The sequence below is a fragment of the Streptomyces rimosus genome, assembly GCF_008704655.1.
GTDB classification, from domain to species: domain Bacteria; phylum Actinomycetota; class Actinomycetes; order Streptomycetales; family Streptomycetaceae; genus Streptomyces; species Streptomyces rimosus.
This window is the reverse complement of record NZ_CP023688.1, coordinates 7389084-7404448: the sequence shown is the minus strand read 5'-3', so window position 1 is coordinate 7404448 and position 15365 is coordinate 7389084. Positions and strand designations below refer to the sequence as shown.

Here is a 15365-nt window from a genome sequence, read left to right as displayed (position 1 = left end):
CGGTGCGCCGGTCAACACCGCGCCTCCGGCAAGCGGCCGACCGGGTTCATCCGACCCCCCGTACGGGGCCGACCGGGTTGCCACTCGCACCCGGCCTCTTTGCATTCCGTCCGGTTTGCGACGGGAAACGATCGGGTACCGGACCGGCACTGGACGTTCCGACACTCCATGTGACAGCCTTCACACGGTCAGTTTCCGCGACTCCCCCCGGTTCTGACGCCATGCCACCCTCTTTGCACCAGATGTGTCACGAACCCCCCGTGCGGCGGCTATCCACTTGGCAGAGCATCCGCATCATGGACGACGATAGAGGTGCGGACACACGGACCGCGGGTGAGAGGAGGCGTCAATGGGATCGGTACGCAAGGCAAGCGCCTGGCTGGGCCTCGTCGACGACAACGATGACGAGCGCTACTACGACGACGACTACGCCGAGGGGTCCGAGCCCGGCAGCACCGGGAACACCCCCTGGGTGACCGACCCCCGCGTCCAGGTCGCCGAGGAGAGCGCCCAGGACCAGGGCACCCGCATCGCCACCGTCACCCCGGACGGTTTCCGGGACGCCCGCGGCATCGGGGAGCTGTTCCGCGAGGGCATCCCCGTCATCGTCAACCTGACCGCGATGGATTCCGCCGACGCCAAGCGGGTGGTGGACTTCGCGGCCGGGCTGACGTTCGGGCTGCGCGGCTCCATCGAGCGGGTCGCCACGCGCGTCTTCCTGCTGACCCCGGCCGACTACCGGATCCTCAACGGCGAGCCCGGCCGGCGCCGCGCCGAAGGCGGCTTCTTCAACCAGAGCTGACCCGGGGGCCCGGTCCGGCCAGGGGCCGGCGGGCGCCGTGCAGCCCGCCGGCCCCTGGCCGGCTCCGCTCACCGGAACGCGTCGAGCCCGGTGAGCGCCTTGCCCAGCACGAGCTGGTGCATCTCGACGGTGCCCTCGTAGGTGAGCACCGATTCCAGGTTCGTCGCGTGCCGCATGACGGGGTACTCCAGCGAGATCCCGTTCGCGCCCAGGATCGTCCGGGCCGTCCGGCAGATCTCGATCGCTTCCCGTACGTTGTTGAGCTTGCCGAAGCTGATCTGTTCCGGCCGCAGCCGCCCCGCGTCGAAGCGCCGCCCCAGGTGGTGGGCGAGCAGCAGGCCCTTGTGCAGCTCCACGGCCATGTCGGCCAGCTTGGCCTGGGTGAGCTGGAAGCCGCCGATGGGCCGGCCGAACTGCTCGCGGGTACGGGAGTAGTCCAGCGCCGCCTCGAAGCTGGCCCGCGCGGCGCCCATCGAGCCCCACACGATCCCGTACCGGGCGTGGCCCAGGCAGCGCAGCGGGCCGCCCAGCCCCTTGGCGCCGGGCAGTACCGCGTCGGCCGGCAGCCGTACCTCGTCCAGGACGAGTTCGCTGGTGACCGAGGCGCGCAGGGACCACTTATGGGTGATCTCGGGCGCGGAGAAGCCGGGGGTGCCGGCCGGGACGAGGAAGCCGCGGATGCCGTCGTCGGTCTGCGCCCAGACCACCGCGGCCCCGGCCACCGACCCATTGGTGATCCACATCTTGCGGCCGGTCAGCACCCAGTCGGTGCCGTCCCGCTTGGCGTGGGTGCGCATGTTGCCGGGGTCGGAGCCGTGGTCCGGCTCGGTCAGGCCGAAGCAGCCGATGATCTCGCCGGACGCCATGTCCGGCAGCCAGCGCTGTTTCTGCTCCTCGGAGCCGAAGCGCCAGATCGCGTACATGGCGAGCGAGCCCTGTACGGAGACCAGCGAGCGGATGCCGGAGTCGGCGGCCTCCAGTTCCAGGCAGGCCAGGCCGTACTGGACGTGTGAGGCGCCCGCGCAGCCGTAGCCGGTCAGCGCCATGCCCAGGGCGCCGAGGGAGCCCAGTTCGCGGGCGAGGTCCCGGATGCCGGGCAGCTCGCCGCGCTCGTACCACTCGGCGATGTGCGGCAGCACCCGGTCACCGGCCCAGCGGCGGACGGTCGTGCGGACCGCCCGGTCCTCGTCGGAGAGCAGATCGTCGATGCCCAGCGGGTCGGCCGGGTCGAAGGGCGGGAGCTGCGGGGACGGGGGTGCGGACATGGCGGGGCCTCCGGTGGCTGCGCGAACCCGAAAACTAGCGGTGGTAGTTATCCGGTTCCGACGGTACGGCGGCCCGCGGCGCGGCGGCAAGGGCCACCGCCGCCCGGGAACGCCCCGGTCAGCGGCGTACGCCCGCGCCGTGGCACACGGTCCCGGTCAGGACCGTACCCGCCCGTACGCCCTCGCGCCGCTCACCGCCCGGTGTTCGCGGGCGCGGGCTCCGCGTCGCAGTGCGCGTCCCCGTCGGTCCGGTCCCCCGCGTCCGCCGCCCGGCGCGGCAGCCGCAGCGCGATCAGCGCGCCGGTCAGCAGCAGCACGGCGCTGGCGACGAGCGTGATGTGCAGGCCGTGCACGAAGGCGCCCTGCGCGGCGTCGCGCAGTACGGACTGGGCCCGGCCGCCGAGTGTCGAGGCGACCTTGTACGCCTCCCCCAGGGAGTGCGCAGCAGAGGCAGTGGCCCCTTCCGGGACGCCGGGCACATGGGACAGCCCGGGTGCGTAGGCGGCGTTCATGACGCTGCCGAGCAGGGCCACGCCGATGCCGGCGCCGAGCTGGTACGAGGTCTCGCCGATGGCCGCCGCGCCGCCCGCCTGGTCGGCGGGGGCCTCGTTGAGCATCGACTCGTAGGCGCCGAAAAGCGTGCTCTGGAAGCCGAAGCCGAGCAGCACGAAGCCCAGGACGAGCAGCCAGGGGCGGTCCGTCTCGTCCATCGCGGTCAGGCAGAGCACGGCCGCCGCGGTGAGCACGAAGCCCAGCGAGACCATCACCTTGGGCCCGATGGCCTGGAGCACCTTGGAGCCGGTCAGCCCGGCGGCCATCGCCGAGAAGACCAGCGGCAGCATCCGCAGCCCGGTCTCCAGGGGGCTCAGGCCCAGCACGAGCTGGAGGTACTGCACCGCTATCAGCTGGAGCCCGACAAGGGCGAGCATCGCCAGCACGATGCAGCCCACGGAGGTGCCGAAGGCCGGGCGGGCGAACAGCCGCATGTCGATGAGCGGGTGCTCGCGCTTGCGCTGGCGCCGTACGAAGACGATCAGCAGCACGGCGCCGACGAGGATGGAGCCCAGTGTGGTCGGGCCGATCAGCGCCTCGCCGCTGCCGATGCGCTTGACGCCGAGGACGACGCCGAGCACGCCGAGCGCCGCGACGATCGCGCCGACGGTGTCCCAGGGCCCGTTGCGCTCGCCCCGCGACTCCGGCAGCAGCCAGCGGCCGATCAGGGCCATCGCCGCCATCATCGGGATGTTGATCAGGAAGACCGAGCCCCACCAGAAGTTCTCGACGAGGAAGCCGCCGAGCACCGGGCCGACCGCGGCGCCCACCGCGGCCACCGCGCTCCACACGCCGATGGCGACCGCCCGCTCGCGCCGGTCGGGGAAGACCTGGCGCAGGATGGACAGCGTGGCCGGCATGATCATCGCGCCGCCGATGCCGAGCAGCCCGCGGGCGGTCATCAGGATCTGCGGGTTGGGGGCCAGCGCGGCGGCGGCCGAGGCCGCGCCGAACAGCCCGTATCCGATCAGCAGGATGCGGCGGCGGCCCACCCGGTCGCCGAGCGTGCCGAAGAGGATGAGCAGCGACGCCGCGATCAGCGGGTAGATGTCCACGATCCACAGCAGTTCCACCGGCCCCGGGCGCAGGTCCTCGGTGACCGAGGGCACCGCCACGTACAGGATGGTGGTGTCCAGCGCGACGAACAGCAGGCTGACGCAGAGCACGACCAGAACGGTCCAGCGGCCCGCGCCGCCGCCTCCATGCCGGGGAACACCCGCCGCCCGCTCGTCGCCGGACGTGGTCGTCCCGGACATTCGCGTACCTCCTGTCATGCTCTCGCGGCCGCGTGCCGGGGCGCGAAGGCGCTCCGGCAGAACCGGCGGCACGGGCGAGTTGAGACGTCAGACTACGCGAGTCGCGTGACGTGACGCGTGGCTCACCCCACGATGAGACGCTCATCGCAGGGCCCGGCGGTTCCCATACCCGCTGACGGGCGGCGGACTCCGGTCACGGGATAATCGACCGGATGAACGATCTTGCCCCCTTTCGCGCCCCGGAGCCGACCGGCCCCGGCGACGGCCGTCCCGTGCGCGCCGCTCTGCGCCGCGCCGCCCCGGCGCTGCTGGCGTACGCCGCGATCCGGGCGCTGGGGGTGCTCGTCCTGGCCGCCTGGTCCGCGGCGCACGGCAAGAGCTGGCACACCCTGCTCACCGCCCGCTGGGACTCTCTCTGGTACACCCGCGTCGCCGAGCAGGGCTACGGCTACAGCGTCCAGCTCGCCAATGGGGACGTGCATTCGAACCTGGCGTTCTTCCCGCTGCTGCCGTGGCTGGAGCGGGGGCTGTCCGCGGTGGCCCCGCTGTCGGCCGCCGACGCCGGGCTGGCCGTGTCCTGGCTCGCGTCGCTCGCCGCGGCCTGGGCGCTGTACCTGACCGGCGAGCGGCTGCACGGGCCGCGGGCCGGGGTCGCGCTGGCCGCGCTGTGGGCGGCGCTGCCGGTGGGGATCGTGCAGTCGATGGCGTACTCCGAGTCGCTGTTCACCGCGCTCGCCGCGTGGGGCGTGTACTGCGTACTGACCGGGCGGTGGGTGACCGCGGGGGTGCTGGCCTCGCTGGCGGGGCTGACCCGGCCGGTGGGGGCCGCGGTGGTCGCGGCGGTGTGGCTGAGCGCGGCGGTGACGCTGTGGCGGGACCGGCCGGCGGGCGGCGCCCCGCGGTGGGGCCGCCACCGGCGGATGCTGCTCGGTGTGCTGCTGGCGCCGCTGGGCTGGTGCGGCTATTTCCTGTGGGTGGCCGCCGAGCAGGGCGGCCTCACCGCGTATCTGGACGTCCAGGGCGGCTGGGGCAACGGCTTCGACGGGGGCCGGGCCTTCGCCGCGTTCCTGTGGGACCTCGGTTTTCCGGCGGGCCTCGGACTGCTGGCCGGGGTGGCACTGGTGGTCTGGCTGTACGTGCTGGGCGCGCGCCGCGGGCAGCCGCTGCCGCTGCTCGTCTACGGCGGCGTCGTCCTGCTGCTGGCGCTGACCGCCAAGGGGTACTTCGGGTCCAAACCGCGGCTGATGATGCCCGCCTATCCGCTGCTGCTGCCGCTCGCGGCCGGGCTGGCGCGGTGGCGTCCGGCGGCGGCCTGGACGGTGACGGCCCTGGTCAGCGTGGGGTCGGCGGTGTACGGGGCGGTGTGGCTGAACGGTTCGGGGCCGCCCTGAGCCCGCCGGCCGTGCCCGCGCCGAACGGAACATTCCCCTCCGCGTACGGTCTCCCGGGGAAACGTGCCGCGACACCCGTACGAATCGGCGATAAACTTCTCCGGCGAATTGGAAAGAGCTCACCCGGAGCGACTTCCGGGGGCACCCCGAGAGGTAATCCGGCGACCGGGGAATTTCTCCGGAAAACCACTGGCCAAAGTCTCGTTTGAGACAGATTGCACATCACATCGTCATTACAAAGCTCACAGTTCGACCAGGCACCGACATCACACGCGGTAACGTCGATTGAGTGCGTACCGATGACAAGCTCGACCAGATGGAGGAGCGCCCGGCCGATCGCCCACCGTCACGCATGACCCGGACCCGCTGGTGGCTGTTCGGGGGCACGCTCGCGGTGTACGTGGCGATCGTGGCCGGCGTGCTCGCCACCTCATGGCTGGTCACGTTCGACTGGCAGGCGATGCTCTTCCGGCCCTACAAGCAGTGGCCGGAGATCCACGCCTTCCTCGACTACTTCGTCGTGCTGGGCCAGCGCGGCCCCACCGCGGTCGCCGTGGCGGCCTGGCTGGGCTGGCGCTGCTGGCGGACGAAGAACCTCCACCCGCTGCTGGTGCTGGGCACTTCACTGCTGCTGCTCAACATCACCGCGGGCGCCGCCAAGCTCGGCATGGGCCGCCTCGGCCCGCACTACGCGACCACCATCGGCGCCAACGAGATGTGGCTCGGCGGCGATATATTTCCTTCGGGCCACACCGCGAACGCCGTGGTCACCTGGGGTGTCCTGGCCTACCTCGCGACCACGCCGCTGCGCCGCCGGGCACTGTCGGTGATCGCCGCGCTCGGCGCCCTCGGGGTGGGCATGACCACGGTCTACCTCGGTACCCACTGGGTCAGCGATGTGCTGCTCGGCTGGGCGGCGGGGCTCCTGGTCCTGCTCGCGCTGCCCTGGTTCGAGCCCGCCGTGGAATGGGCCGAGGCCCGGCTGACGGCCCTGTGGATACGGCTGCGGACCGGCCGCCTGCCCGGCCCCGCGCCGCTCGCCCCGGCAGCGGCCCGCTCCGGGCTGTCCGCGCCGCGCCCCGCGCCCGAGGACGAGGTGCTCGTACGGGAAGCCGCCGGCCCCACCCGCACCGGCACCGCCGCGCGCACCGCGGACCCCCGGCCGCACCACCCGCCGCGCCCGCACACGACCCGCTCGGAGCGCACCCCGGTCACGCCGACCGGCCCCCGGCGCCCCCCGCACGCCGACCGCACGCCGCGCACCGCGCCGCTCGCCCCGGCTCCGGCCCGCGGCCGTACCGGCGGCAGCTGAACCGCGAGACCCGCGGGGGCGGTACGCACAGCCTCTCCCCCGCAGCCGACGGCCCCGGCCGCTCCTCCTGGAGCCCCGGGGCCGTCGGCTTTCCGCGCTGCCGCCGCGGTGGTTCAGCCCTTCCAGCTGCGGGTCACCACGTCGTCCTTGACCTCGAAGTTCAGGCGGCCCCCCAGGTATTCCATGGTGATGATCGTGCCCGGCGCGAGGGAACGGACGGTGCTCCAGCCGCGCTCGCGGGCGCGCTCCTCGGCGGTCCGCCGCGCCAGCCCGACGTAGGTCTCGGGGTCGTCATCGGGTTCGAAAGGGGACTTCGGTACGGGTGCCATGGCAGCCACCGTAGGCGGCCGCCGACAGGGGCGGAAGGGCCGGGGTGCCACCGGCGGGTACCGGGCCGGTCCTGCGTTCGTCACACTTCTGTCACAGGACCACGGCGTGTGTCCGGTTCGTTTTCCGTCACCCGAACGAGCCCGGCACTGCACCAACCGGGTGGGAATCGACGTCGGCCGGATTTCGGCCTTGATCGTCGTCCGGGGGCCGCAGCGGGACCCCCGCGGACCGGCCGCAATTAATTCCCCGTCAGTCTCCGTTTATTCCTTCTATTTCTCGCCGTCCGACGTCCGGAAAACGGCCGGCGGAGCGCCGTCCGCGCATATTTCACGGGCAAGGCGGCCGACGGCGGGTTTGGGTCCACCGCCGTGCGGTACTCGCTGTTGCCGAGGAGTCCCATGGGAGACAACACAGCGAACACACCGGACAGAAGCAGCAACCACCGAGCGGCATCCGCCCGCCTCAGCGCACCGGAACTCCTGCGGTCGGCCCGGGAACAGCTCGCCGAGCTGACGGGTCTGACCCCCGAGACGGTCTCCCGGTTCGAACGGACCGAGGACGGCTGGGTCCTGGAGACCGAGGTGCTGGAGCTCGCCCGGGTCCCCGAGACGATGAGCCTCATGGCGTTGTACGAGGTCTCGCTCGACCCGGACGGCATGCTCACGGGCTACCGGCGCGTCAGCCGCTATGAGCGCGCGAGAGGAAGACCACAGACATGACCGTTGTCCCGGCACAACAGCAGTCCGGGGGCGGGGGTGGCACCAGTGGCCTCTACGACGTCCTGGAGCTGATCCTCGACCGCGGCCTGGTGATCGACGCGTTCGTCCGCGTCTCACTGGTCGGCATCGAGATCCTCAAGATCGATGTCCGGGTGGTGGTGGCCAGCGTCGACACCTACCTGCGGTTCGCCGAAGCCTGCAACCGGCTCGACCTGGAGACCGGCGCCAACAAGAGCCCCGGCCTGCCCGACGTGGTCGGCCAGGTCACCGAGTCCGGCGCCAAGGGCAAGTCCAAGGGCGCGCTTTCCGGCGCGGCCGAGACCTTCGCCGACGCGATCGGACAGGGGCGGGACAAGGCCGAGGCCGAGAGCGAGTCGCAGCGCAGGCCGCGGCGCACCGCCTCCCGCAAGAAGGAGGAGAGCGAGTGAGCACGTACGTCTACGGCATCGCCCGCGCCGGCCACCCCGAACCGGAACAGAAGATCCTGGGCATCGGCGATCCGCCGCGTCCGGTCCGCGTCGTACGCGGCGGCGACCTGGCGGCCATCGTCAGCGACTGCCCCGACCGGCTCCGGCCCAAGCGCCGTGACCTGCTCGCCCACCAGCACGTACTGACCGAGGCGGGCGCGGACGGAGCGGTCCTGCCACTGCGGTTCGGCTCGCTGTCGGAAAGCGACGAGGCGGTCCAGGAGGTGCTGGCCGAGCACTCCGAGCACTACAAGGCACAGCTGGACGACCTCAACGGCCGCGTCGAGTACAACGTGAAGGCCGCGCACCGCGAAGAGGACGTACTGCGCCGGGTCCTCGCGGAGGAGCCCGAGATCCGGGCCCTCAACGAGGCCAACCAGGCGTCCGGTGGCGGTGCCTACCAGGACAAGCTGCGTCTCGGCGAGCTGATCGCCAACGCCGTGCGGGCCCGCGAGGTGGCCGACGCGCACATGGTGGAGACGGCGCTCACGCCGCGGGCCGAGCAGTCCCGGCCCGGACCCGAGGGCGCCGGCTGGCTGGTCAACCTGTCCTTCCTGATGCGGCGCGAGGACGCGGCCGCGTTCCTGGAGGCCGCCGACCGGCTCGGCGCCGACCACCCCCACCTGGAACTGCTGGTCAACGGGCCGCTGCCGCCGTACAGCTTCGTACGGCCGCTGGAGTCCGCTGCGGCGGAGTGAGCGGTGGGCCTGCTCAAGGAACTGCTGCTGCTCCCGGCCGCTCCCGTGCGCGGGACCGGCTGGGTGCTGCGGCAGGTCCTCACCGAGGCGGAACGGCAGTACTACGACCCGTCCGCGGTCCAGCGCGAACTGCGCGAACTGTCGGAACAGCTGGACCGCGGGGAGATCGACGAGGCCGAGTTCGACCGGCGCGAGGACGCGCTGCTGGACCGCCTGGAGGAGCTGCGGCAGCGCTCCTCCGGGGCGTAGCGGACGCGGCCCGCCGTACCCATGCGCAACAGACATTGAGGAGAACCCCGAGATGAAGAACCGGCCGGCACTGGTGCTGGCCGTCGCCGGAGGCTATCTGCTCGGCCGTACGAAAAAGGCCAAGCTCGCCATCGGTATCGGCAGCATGGTCCTGGGCAAGCGCCTGAACTTCAGCCCGCAGCAGCTGGTCTCTCTGGTCAACGACCAGATAGCCGCCAACCCGCAGCTCAAGGAGTTGCGCGAGCAGCTGCGCGGCGACCTGAAGGGGGTGGGCAAGGCGGCGACCGGCGCGCTGGTCACCAAGCGCCTCGACTCCCTGGCCGACAGCCTGCACGAACGGACCCTGAACGTACGCGACCAGCTCGACGCCGGCGAGGCCGCCGGCAAGGCGACGGACACCGTACGCGGGGCGACCGGCGGCGGACGGGACGGCGACGAAGCGTCCGAGGACACCGAAGAGGAGGAGACCGGCGGGGGCCGCGGCGGCGCACGGAAGTCCGCGGGCGAGGGCCGCGGCACCGCCAAGAAGACGGCCACGCGCTCTTCGAAGACGGGCACGTCCGGCGCCAAGTCCACCGCGGACCGGCGCAAGCGGCCCGCGAAGCAGACCGCCGCCGCGCCGAAGAAGACCGCGTCGGCCGCGAAGAAGACGGCCCGGTCCGCCACCCGCCGCAGCGGAGGTGACAGCCGTGGCTGAGTCGAAGTCCGGCGGCCCGGTGGCCGCCGTCAAGGAGAGCGTGGCGGGCAACCCGGCCGTCGACCGCCTCAAGGAGGAGGCCGTCTCGTTCGCCGCGGCGCAGGCCCAGCGGCTGCTGGTGGCCACCGGCAAGCGGCTCGGCGAGGCCACCACCCGGCTGACCGACGTGGCGGAGGGCCGCAGCGACAGCCTGATCGGCCCGGTGATCAAGGACACGCTCAAGGGCGCGGTCAAGGACACCGCCAAGGGCGCCGTCGGCAAGCTCACCGGCAAGCGCAAGGGCGGCGGCGGCAAGGGCAAGTTCGTCACGATCAGCGAGGACGTCGACGTCGGCGTGCCGCTGCGCGAGGCGTACAACCAGTGGACGCAGTTCCAGGAGTTCAGCACCTTCGCCAAGGGGGTGCAGGGGGTGGAGTCCGCGGACGACACCGACTCCAACTGGCGCGCGAAGATCTTCTGGTCCACCCGCAGCTGGAAGGCGCACACCACCGAGCAGATCCCGGACGAGCGCATCGCCTGGACCTCGGAGGGCGCCAAGGGCACGCTCAAGGGCGTGGTCACCTTCCACGAGCTGGCCGAGAGCCTGACCCGGGTGCTGCTGGTCATCGAGTACTACCCCAAGGGCCTGTTCGAGAAGACCGGCAACATCTGGCGCGCGCAGGGCCGCCGGGCGCGGCTCGACCTCAAGAACTTCCGCCGCTTCGTGATGATGCGCGGCGAGGCGACCGGCGAGTGGCGCGGTGAGATCCGCGACGGCGAGGTCGTCGTCGGCCACGACGAGGCCGTGGAACGCGAGGAACAGGACCGCGAGGAGCGGGACACCGAGGGCGCGGACAAGCCGGCCGAGGACGCGTACGAGGAGGAGTCGGGCGACGACCGCGACTCCGGCGGCTCCGAGGACGAGGAGCCGGAGGACGCGTACGAGGACGAGGACGCCGAGGCCGAGGGCGAGGAAGACGCCGACGCCGCGTACGAGGACGAGGAGGAGGAAGAGGGAGCCGAGGGCGAGCCCGAGGACGAACCCGAGGACTCCTACGACGAAGAGGAGGACGACGCCGAGGACACGTACGAGGAGGAACCGGCGGACGAGGAGGAGGACGAGCGCGAGCCGGAGCCGGCCCGATGAGTTCCCAGGTCCCCTCCCCCTACGGCTCCTCCAACGGCGGCGCCAACCTCGCCGACATCCTCGAACGCGTCCTGGACAAGGGCGTGGTGATCGCCGGTGACATCCGCATCAACCTGCTCGACATCGAGCTGCTCACGATCAAGCTGCGGCTGATCGTGGCCTCGGTGGAGCGGGCCGAGGAGATGGGCATCGACTGGTGGCGGGACGATCCGTCGCTGTCCTCCGGCGCCCGGCGCCGGGAACTCGCCCGGGAGAACGAGCGGCTGCGCGAGCGGATCGCCGCCCTGGAGGAGCAGGAGCCGCGAGAGGAGATCACTTGAGCACGCACGGCGCCGAGCTGATGTACACCTACGCCGTCGCACGGGCCGGCTGCCGTCCGCCGGACGGGCTGCTCGGCGTCGCGGACGCACCCGTGGAGACCGTCACGGAGGGCGCGCTGGCCGCCCTGGTCTCCCGGGTGCCGGCCGCCGACTTCGACGAGGAGGCACTGCGCGCGCACCTGGAGGACATGGCGTGGCTGGAGCGGACCGCCCGCGCGCACCGCAGCGTGGTGGACACCGCCGCCGCGGAGTTCTGCGTACTGCCACTGCGCCTGGTGACCGTCCACCGCGACGCGCGCGGGGTGCGGCAGGTGCTGGCGCAGCGCGCCGAGGAATTCCTGAGCGCGCTGGTGAGCCTGGACGGCCGGATGGAGTGGGGTGTCAAGGCGTACGTCGAGGACCCCGGCACCGCCAAACCGCCCGTGCCCGCGACCGGTTCGGCGCGTCAGGCGCCGGCCGACGGCTCCGGGCGCGACTTCCTGCGCCGGCGGCTCGCCCACCGGCAGGCCCAGGAGCAGAGCCAGCGGCGCGCCGACGAGCTGGCCGGCGCCGCCCACGAGGCGCTGGACAAGTTCGCCGAGCGCAGCCGCCTGCACCGCCCCCAGGACCCCCGGCTGTCCGGGGTCAGCGGGCGCAATGTGCTCAACGGCGCGTATCTGATCCCCCGCGACCAAGCGGGCGCGTTCGCGGGCCTGGTGGGCGAGCTGGCGGACCGCAGTCCCGGCGTACGGATCGAGCTGACCGGGCCGTGGGCCCCGTACTCCTTCACACAGGCGCCGCAGCCGCCGGAAGCTGGCGGGGAAACCGGTCCCGGCGGTGCCGTATGACCGCTCCGGTGCCCGCCTCCGAGCCGGGCCATCCGCTGGCCGACCGGCAGATCGCGCTGGTCGACCTGCTGGACCGGCTGCTGGCGGGCGGCGCGGTCATCGCGGGCGACCTCACGCTGCGCATCGCCGAGGTGGACCTCGTCCGTATCGATCTGCGGGCCCTGATCAGCTCGGTCAATGCCAACATTCCGTCGCCCTTCGAGGCACTGGGGCCAAACGCCGAGGAGGAGGTGGCGCCGTGACCCGGCGCGTCGAACTGGACGAGGACACCGTCGAACGCGACCTGGTACGGCTCGTGCTGACGGTGGTGGAACTGCTGCACCAGCTCATGGAACGGCAGGCGCTGCGCCGTGTGGACCAGGGCGATCTGACCGAGGACCAGGAGGAGCGGATCGGTCTGACGCTGATGCTGCTGGAGCGGCGGATGGGCGAGCTGTGCGAGCGCTACGGCATCGGCAAGGACGAACTGAATCTGGACCTGGGCCCATTGGGCCCTCTGCTGCCACGGGAGTGAAGGCCGCGGCGCGCGACGGGCGGGTGCCGCAATGATCCGGCCGGGCTGTGTACGCCCCCTCGCGTGACGCGGGGCGGGCGGCCATCATGGCCGCCATAGCCCGAGCACGTCCCTTACCGGCTGAGCCGGTTGCTTCTTGGCGAACGAGGTGGCGCAGATGGGTACGGACACCGTGGCGGCGAGCCCGGAACCGGTACGGGCCCGACGGCCCGGCGCAGTGCTGGTGGACTGGCTGACCACCACCGACCACAAGAAGATCGGCCATCTCTACCTGATCACCGCGTTCGGCTTCTTCCTGGTCGGCGGTCTGCTGGCGCTGCTGATGCGCGCCGAACTGGCCCGTCCCGGGCTGCAGATCCTGACGAACGAGGAGTTCAACCAGGCGTTCACCATGCACGGCACGATCATGCTGCTGCTGTTCGCCACCCCGGCCTTCGCGGGCTTCGCCAACGAGATCATGCCGTTGCAGATCGGCTCGCCGGATGTGGCCTTCCCCCGGCTGAACATGCTCTCGTACTGGCTGTTCCTCTTCGGCGGCCTGATCGTGCTGGCCAGCCTGCTGACACCGACGGGCGGCGCGGAGTTCGGCTGGACCGCCTACGCCCCGCTGAATTCGATGGGCCGCTCCCCCGGTATCGGCGCCGATATGTGGATCATGGGCCTGGCCCTGTCCGGCTTCGGCACCATCCTCGGCTCGGTCAACTTCCTCACCACCATCATCGGGATGCGCGCGCCCGGCATGACGATGTTCCGGATGCCGGTGTTCACCTGGAACGTGCTGTTCACCTCGATCCTCGTGCTGATCGCCTTCCCGGTGCTGGCGGCCTCGCTGCTGGTGCTGGAGGCGGACCGGCGCTTCGGCTCGGTGGTCTTCGAGGGCCAGTGGGGCGGCTCGCTGCTGTGGCAGCACCTGTTCTGGTTCTTCGGGCACCCCGAGGTCTACATCATCGCGCTGCCGTTCTTCGGCATCATCACCGAGATCATCCCGGTCTTCTCGCGCAAGCCCATCTTCGGCTACGTGATGCTGATCGGCGCGACCATGGCGATCACCGGGCTGTCGGTGGTGGTGTGGGCGCACCACATGTTCGCCACCGGCGCGGTGCTGCTGCCGTTCTTCTCGTTCATGTCGTTTTTGATCGCGGTGCCGACCGGGGTGAAGTTCTTCAACTGGATCGGCACGATGTGGCACGGCTCGCTGTCCTTCGAGACACCGATGCTGTGGGCCACCGGCTTCCTGGTGAGCTTCCTGTTCGGCGGGCTGACCGGCGTGATCCTGGCCTCGCCGCCGCTGGACTTCCAGGTCACCGACACCTACTTCGTCGTCGCCCACTTCCACTACGTCGTCTTCGGCACGGTCGTCTTCGCGATGTTCGCCGGCTTCTACTTCTGGTGGCCGAAGTTCACCGGGAGGATGCTCGACGAGCGGCTGGGCAAGCTGCACTTCTGGACGCTGTTCATCGGCTTCCACACCACCTTCCTCGTCCAGCACTGGCTGGGCGTGGCGGGCATGCCGCGCCGGATCTCCGACTACCTGGCTGCCGACGGCTTCACCGCGCTGAATACCCTCTCGACCGTCGGCGCCTTCCTGCTCGGCCTGTCCACGCTGCCGTTCCTCTACAACGTCTGGAAGACGACGAAGTACGGCACGAAGGTCGAGACGGACGACCCCTGGGGCTTCGGCCGTTCGCTGGAGTGGGCGACCTCCTGTCCCCCGCCGCGCCACAACTTCCTGACCATTCCGCGCATCCGCTCGGAGTCGCCCGCCTTCGACCTGCACCATCCGGAGATCGTCCGGCTCACTCCGCCGGACGCGCCGGCGCCGGAAGATTCCCCGCGGGAGACGGAGGCGGAGCCGGGCCCAGGGCCCGGGACAGCCGGTCCCTGATCTCCTCGATCCGCCCGGCCAGTTCGGGCGGTTCGCGGACCTCGAAGTCGAAGCCCATCAGGACGATGTGGATCACCAGCACGTCCAGGTGGTGGGCGCCGGTGCGCAGCAGGCAGCGGTGGTCGTCGAGCGGTTCGATGACGCCGTCGGCCGGGGTGATGCGCTGAGCGGCCTCCTCGGCGGGGGCGTGCAGCACGATGGTGGCCCGCTCGGCGTACGCGCGGGTGGACACGCCCTGCGAGACGTAGGCGGCGAGGTCGTCGGCGGGGGCCGGGCGCGGAGTGAAGCGCGGGCCGTGCGGCGGGGTGGGGGTGATGCGGTCGGCGCGGAACGTCCGCCAGTCCGCGCGGTCCACGTCCCAGGCCACGAGGTACCAGCGGCGCTGCGCCGACACCAGGCGGTGCGGCTCCACGGTGCGGCGGCTGACCGTACCGTCGTGGGCCGCGTAGGCGAAGCGCAGCCGCTCGCTGTCCCGGCAGGCGTTGGCCAGTTCGGTGAGGACCGCGGCCTCGACCCGGGGTCCGCCCGCGGCGCCGAGCATGGGGACGGTGAAGGTGGTGAGGGCGCTGACGCGGCGGCGCAGCCGGTTCGGCAGCACCTGTTCCAGCTTGGCCAGGGCCCGTACGGAGGTCTCCTCGATGCCCTCGACGCCGCCGACGGCCGCGGTGCGCAGCCCGACGGCGACTGCCACCGCCTCCTCGTCGTCGAGGAGCAGCGGTGGCAGGTCGGCGCCCGCGCCCAGTTGATAGCCCCCGGCGGTGCCGGGGGCCGAGTGGACGGGGTAGCCCAGTTCGCGCAGGCGCTCGACATCGCGGCGGACGGTGCGCGGGGTCACGCCGAGCCGGTCGGCGAGATCCGCGCCCGTCCACGCGCGGTGTGCCTGCAGCAGGGAGAGCAGGCGGAGCAGTCGTGCCGAGGTCTCCAACATGCCGGGCAGTCTGGCAGTACATGCGGA

General features: G+C 71.8%; 18 protein-coding genes. 14 read left to right on the top strand and 4 right to left on the bottom strand.

The window, feature by feature from the left end; all coding sequences use genetic code 11:
• The first annotated feature begins 349 nt into the window (after positions 1-349).
• On the top strand, positions 350-802 hold the full coding sequence (locus tag CP984_RS32355) for a cell division protein SepF (RefSeq protein WP_003984521.1): 453 nt from the start codon (positions 350-352) through the stop codon (positions 800-802).
• A gap of 68 nt (positions 803-870) precedes the next feature.
• On the opposite strand, the gene CP984_RS32350 is transcribed toward CP984_RS32355, so the two are convergent.
• The gene (locus CP984_RS32350; RefSeq protein WP_003984522.1) at positions 871-2067 is read right to left on the bottom strand and encodes an acyl-CoA dehydrogenase family protein; all 1197 of its coding nucleotides are present in this window, start codon (positions 2065-2067) and stop codon (positions 871-873) included.
• Between the two features lie 191 nt (positions 2068-2258).
• Entirely contained in the window at positions 2259-3875 is a 1617-nt protein-coding gene (locus CP984_RS32345; protein WP_003984523.1) for an MFS transporter, read from the bottom strand.
• A gap of 212 nt (positions 3876-4087) precedes the next feature.
• Here CP984_RS32345 and CP984_RS32340 point away from each other — a divergent pair, with 212 nt between their 5' ends.
• Positions 4088-5266 carry a mannosyltransferase family protein gene (locus CP984_RS32340; RefSeq protein ID WP_003984524.1) on the top strand — a complete coding sequence of 393 codons (1179 nt, stop codon included), beginning with the start codon at positions 4088-4090 and terminating at the stop codon, positions 5264-5266.
• Positions 5267-5555: 289 nt separating this feature from the next.
• Positions 5556-6578 carry a phosphatase PAP2 family protein gene (locus CP984_RS32335; protein ID WP_030178893.1) on the top strand — a complete coding sequence of 341 codons (1023 nt, stop codon included), beginning with the start codon at positions 5556-5558 and terminating at the stop codon, positions 6576-6578.
• A 113-nt stretch (positions 6579-6691) separates the two neighbouring features.
• Here CP984_RS32335 and CP984_RS32330 read toward each other — a convergent pair whose 3' ends face one another.
• A complete protein-coding gene (locus CP984_RS32330) occupies positions 6692-6907 on the bottom strand; it encodes an I78 family peptidase inhibitor (protein WP_003986606.1) in 216 nt (71 codons plus the stop codon).
• 399 nt (positions 6908-7306) lie between these two features.
• Between CP984_RS32330 and CP984_RS32325 the strand changes: the two genes are divergently transcribed.
• The 11 genes from CP984_RS32325 to ctaD all read left to right on the top strand — a co-directional run bounded on the left by CP984_RS32325 (position 7307) and on the right by ctaD (position 14410).
• On the top strand, positions 7307-7627 hold the full coding sequence (locus CP984_RS32325; RefSeq protein ID WP_003986605.1) for a gas vesicle protein GvpO: 321 nt from the start codon (positions 7307-7309) through the stop codon (positions 7625-7627).
• Positions 7624-8055, top strand: coding sequence for a gas vesicle structural protein GvpA (locus CP984_RS32320; RefSeq protein ID WP_003986604.1), 432 nt, complete (start codon positions 7624-7626; stop codon positions 8053-8055). Before CP984_RS32325 ends, CP984_RS32320 begins: the two co-directional genes overlap by 4 nt.
• Positions 8052-8792 (top strand): GvpL/GvpF family gas vesicle protein, encoded by a 741-nt coding sequence (locus CP984_RS32315; RefSeq protein WP_003986603.1) that lies wholly within the window; start codon positions 8052-8054, stop codon positions 8790-8792. Before CP984_RS32320 ends, CP984_RS32315 begins: the two co-directional genes overlap by 4 nt.
• Before the next feature lie 3 nt (positions 8793-8795).
• Positions 8796-9041, top strand: coding sequence for a gas vesicle protein GvpG (locus CP984_RS32310; protein ID WP_003986602.1), 246 nt, complete (start codon positions 8796-8798; stop codon positions 9039-9041).
• 52 nt (positions 9042-9093) lie between these two features.
• Positions 9094-9738, top strand: a complete 645-nt coding sequence (locus tag CP984_RS32305; RefSeq protein ID WP_003986601.1) for a hypothetical protein — start codon at positions 9094-9096, stop codon at positions 9736-9738.
• The gene (locus CP984_RS32300) at positions 9731-10864 is read left to right on the top strand and encodes an SRPBCC family protein (RefSeq protein WP_003986600.1); all 1134 of its coding nucleotides are present in this window, start codon (positions 9731-9733) and stop codon (positions 10862-10864) included. Before CP984_RS32305 ends, CP984_RS32300 begins: the two co-directional genes overlap by 8 nt.
• Positions 10861-11184, top strand: a complete 324-nt coding sequence (locus CP984_RS32295) for a gas vesicle protein (RefSeq protein WP_003986599.1) — start codon at positions 10861-10863, stop codon at positions 11182-11184. The genes CP984_RS32300 and CP984_RS32295 overlap by 4 nt, the downstream gene beginning before the upstream one ends.
• Positions 11181-12011, top strand: coding sequence for a GvpL/GvpF family gas vesicle protein (locus tag CP984_RS32290; protein WP_003986598.1), 831 nt, complete (start codon positions 11181-11183; stop codon positions 12009-12011). The genes CP984_RS32295 and CP984_RS32290 overlap by 4 nt, the downstream gene beginning before the upstream one ends.
• Positions 12008-12253, top strand: a complete 246-nt coding sequence (locus tag CP984_RS32285) for a gas vesicle protein (protein WP_003986597.1) — start codon at positions 12008-12010, stop codon at positions 12251-12253. The genes CP984_RS32290 and CP984_RS32285 overlap by 4 nt, the downstream gene beginning before the upstream one ends.
• Positions 12250-12525, top strand: coding sequence for a gas vesicle protein K (locus tag CP984_RS32280; protein ID WP_003986596.1), 276 nt, complete (start codon positions 12250-12252; stop codon positions 12523-12525). The genes CP984_RS32285 and CP984_RS32280 overlap by 4 nt, the downstream gene beginning before the upstream one ends.
• A gap of 157 nt (positions 12526-12682) precedes the next feature.
• The gene (gene ctaD / locus CP984_RS32275; RefSeq protein ID WP_003986595.1) at positions 12683-14410 is read left to right on the top strand and encodes an aa3-type cytochrome oxidase subunit I; all 1728 of its coding nucleotides are present in this window, start codon (positions 12683-12685) and stop codon (positions 14408-14410) included.
• Here the strand turns inward: ctaD and CP984_RS32270 are convergent.
• Positions 14322-15338, bottom strand: a complete 1017-nt coding sequence (locus tag CP984_RS32270) for a helix-turn-helix transcriptional regulator (RefSeq protein ID WP_003986594.1) — start codon at positions 15336-15338, stop codon at positions 14322-14324. The two genes, ctaD and CP984_RS32270, sit on opposite strands and share 89 nt — an antisense overlap.
• Between the last annotated feature and the right edge of the window lie 27 nt (positions 15339-15365).

Coding starts and splice junctions, on each gene's coding strand:
- CP984_RS32325 (WP_003986605.1), top strand. CDS start 7,307: ATGGGAGACAACACAGCGAACACACCGGACAGAAGCAGCAACCACCGA.
- CP984_RS32305 (WP_003986601.1), top strand. CDS start 9,094: ATGAAGAACCGGCCGGCACTGGTGCTGGCCGTCGCCGGAGGCTATCTG.
- CP984_RS32295 (WP_003986599.1), top strand. CDS start 10,861: ATGAGTTCCCAGGTCCCCTCCCCCTACGGCTCCTCCAACGGCGGCGCC.
- CP984_RS32285 (WP_003986597.1), top strand. CDS start 12,008: ATGACCGCTCCGGTGCCCGCCTCCGAGCCGGGCCATCCGCTGGCCGAC.
- CP984_RS32330 (WP_003986606.1), bottom strand. CDS start 6,907: ATGGCACCCGTACCGAAGTCCCCTTTCGAACCCGATGACGACCCCGAG.
- CP984_RS32340 (WP_003984524.1), top strand. CDS start 4,088: ATGAACGATCTTGCCCCCTTTCGCGCCCCGGAGCCGACCGGCCCCGGC.
- ctaD (WP_003986595.1), top strand. CDS start 12,683: ATGGGTACGGACACCGTGGCGGCGAGCCCGGAACCGGTACGGGCCCGA.
- CP984_RS32320 (WP_003986604.1), top strand. CDS start 7,624: ATGACCGTTGTCCCGGCACAACAGCAGTCCGGGGGCGGGGGTGGCACC.
- CP984_RS32350 (WP_003984522.1), bottom strand. CDS start 2,067: ATGTCCGCACCCCCGTCCCCGCAGCTCCCGCCCTTCGACCCGGCCGAC.
- CP984_RS32355 (WP_003984521.1), top strand. CDS start 350: ATGGGATCGGTACGCAAGGCAAGCGCCTGGCTGGGCCTCGTCGACGAC.
- CP984_RS32270 (WP_003986594.1), bottom strand. CDS start 15,338: ATGTTGGAGACCTCGGCACGACTGCTCCGCCTGCTCTCCCTGCTGCAG.
- CP984_RS32345 (WP_003984523.1), bottom strand. CDS start 3,875: ATGTCCGGGACGACCACGTCCGGCGACGAGCGGGCGGCGGGTGTTCCC.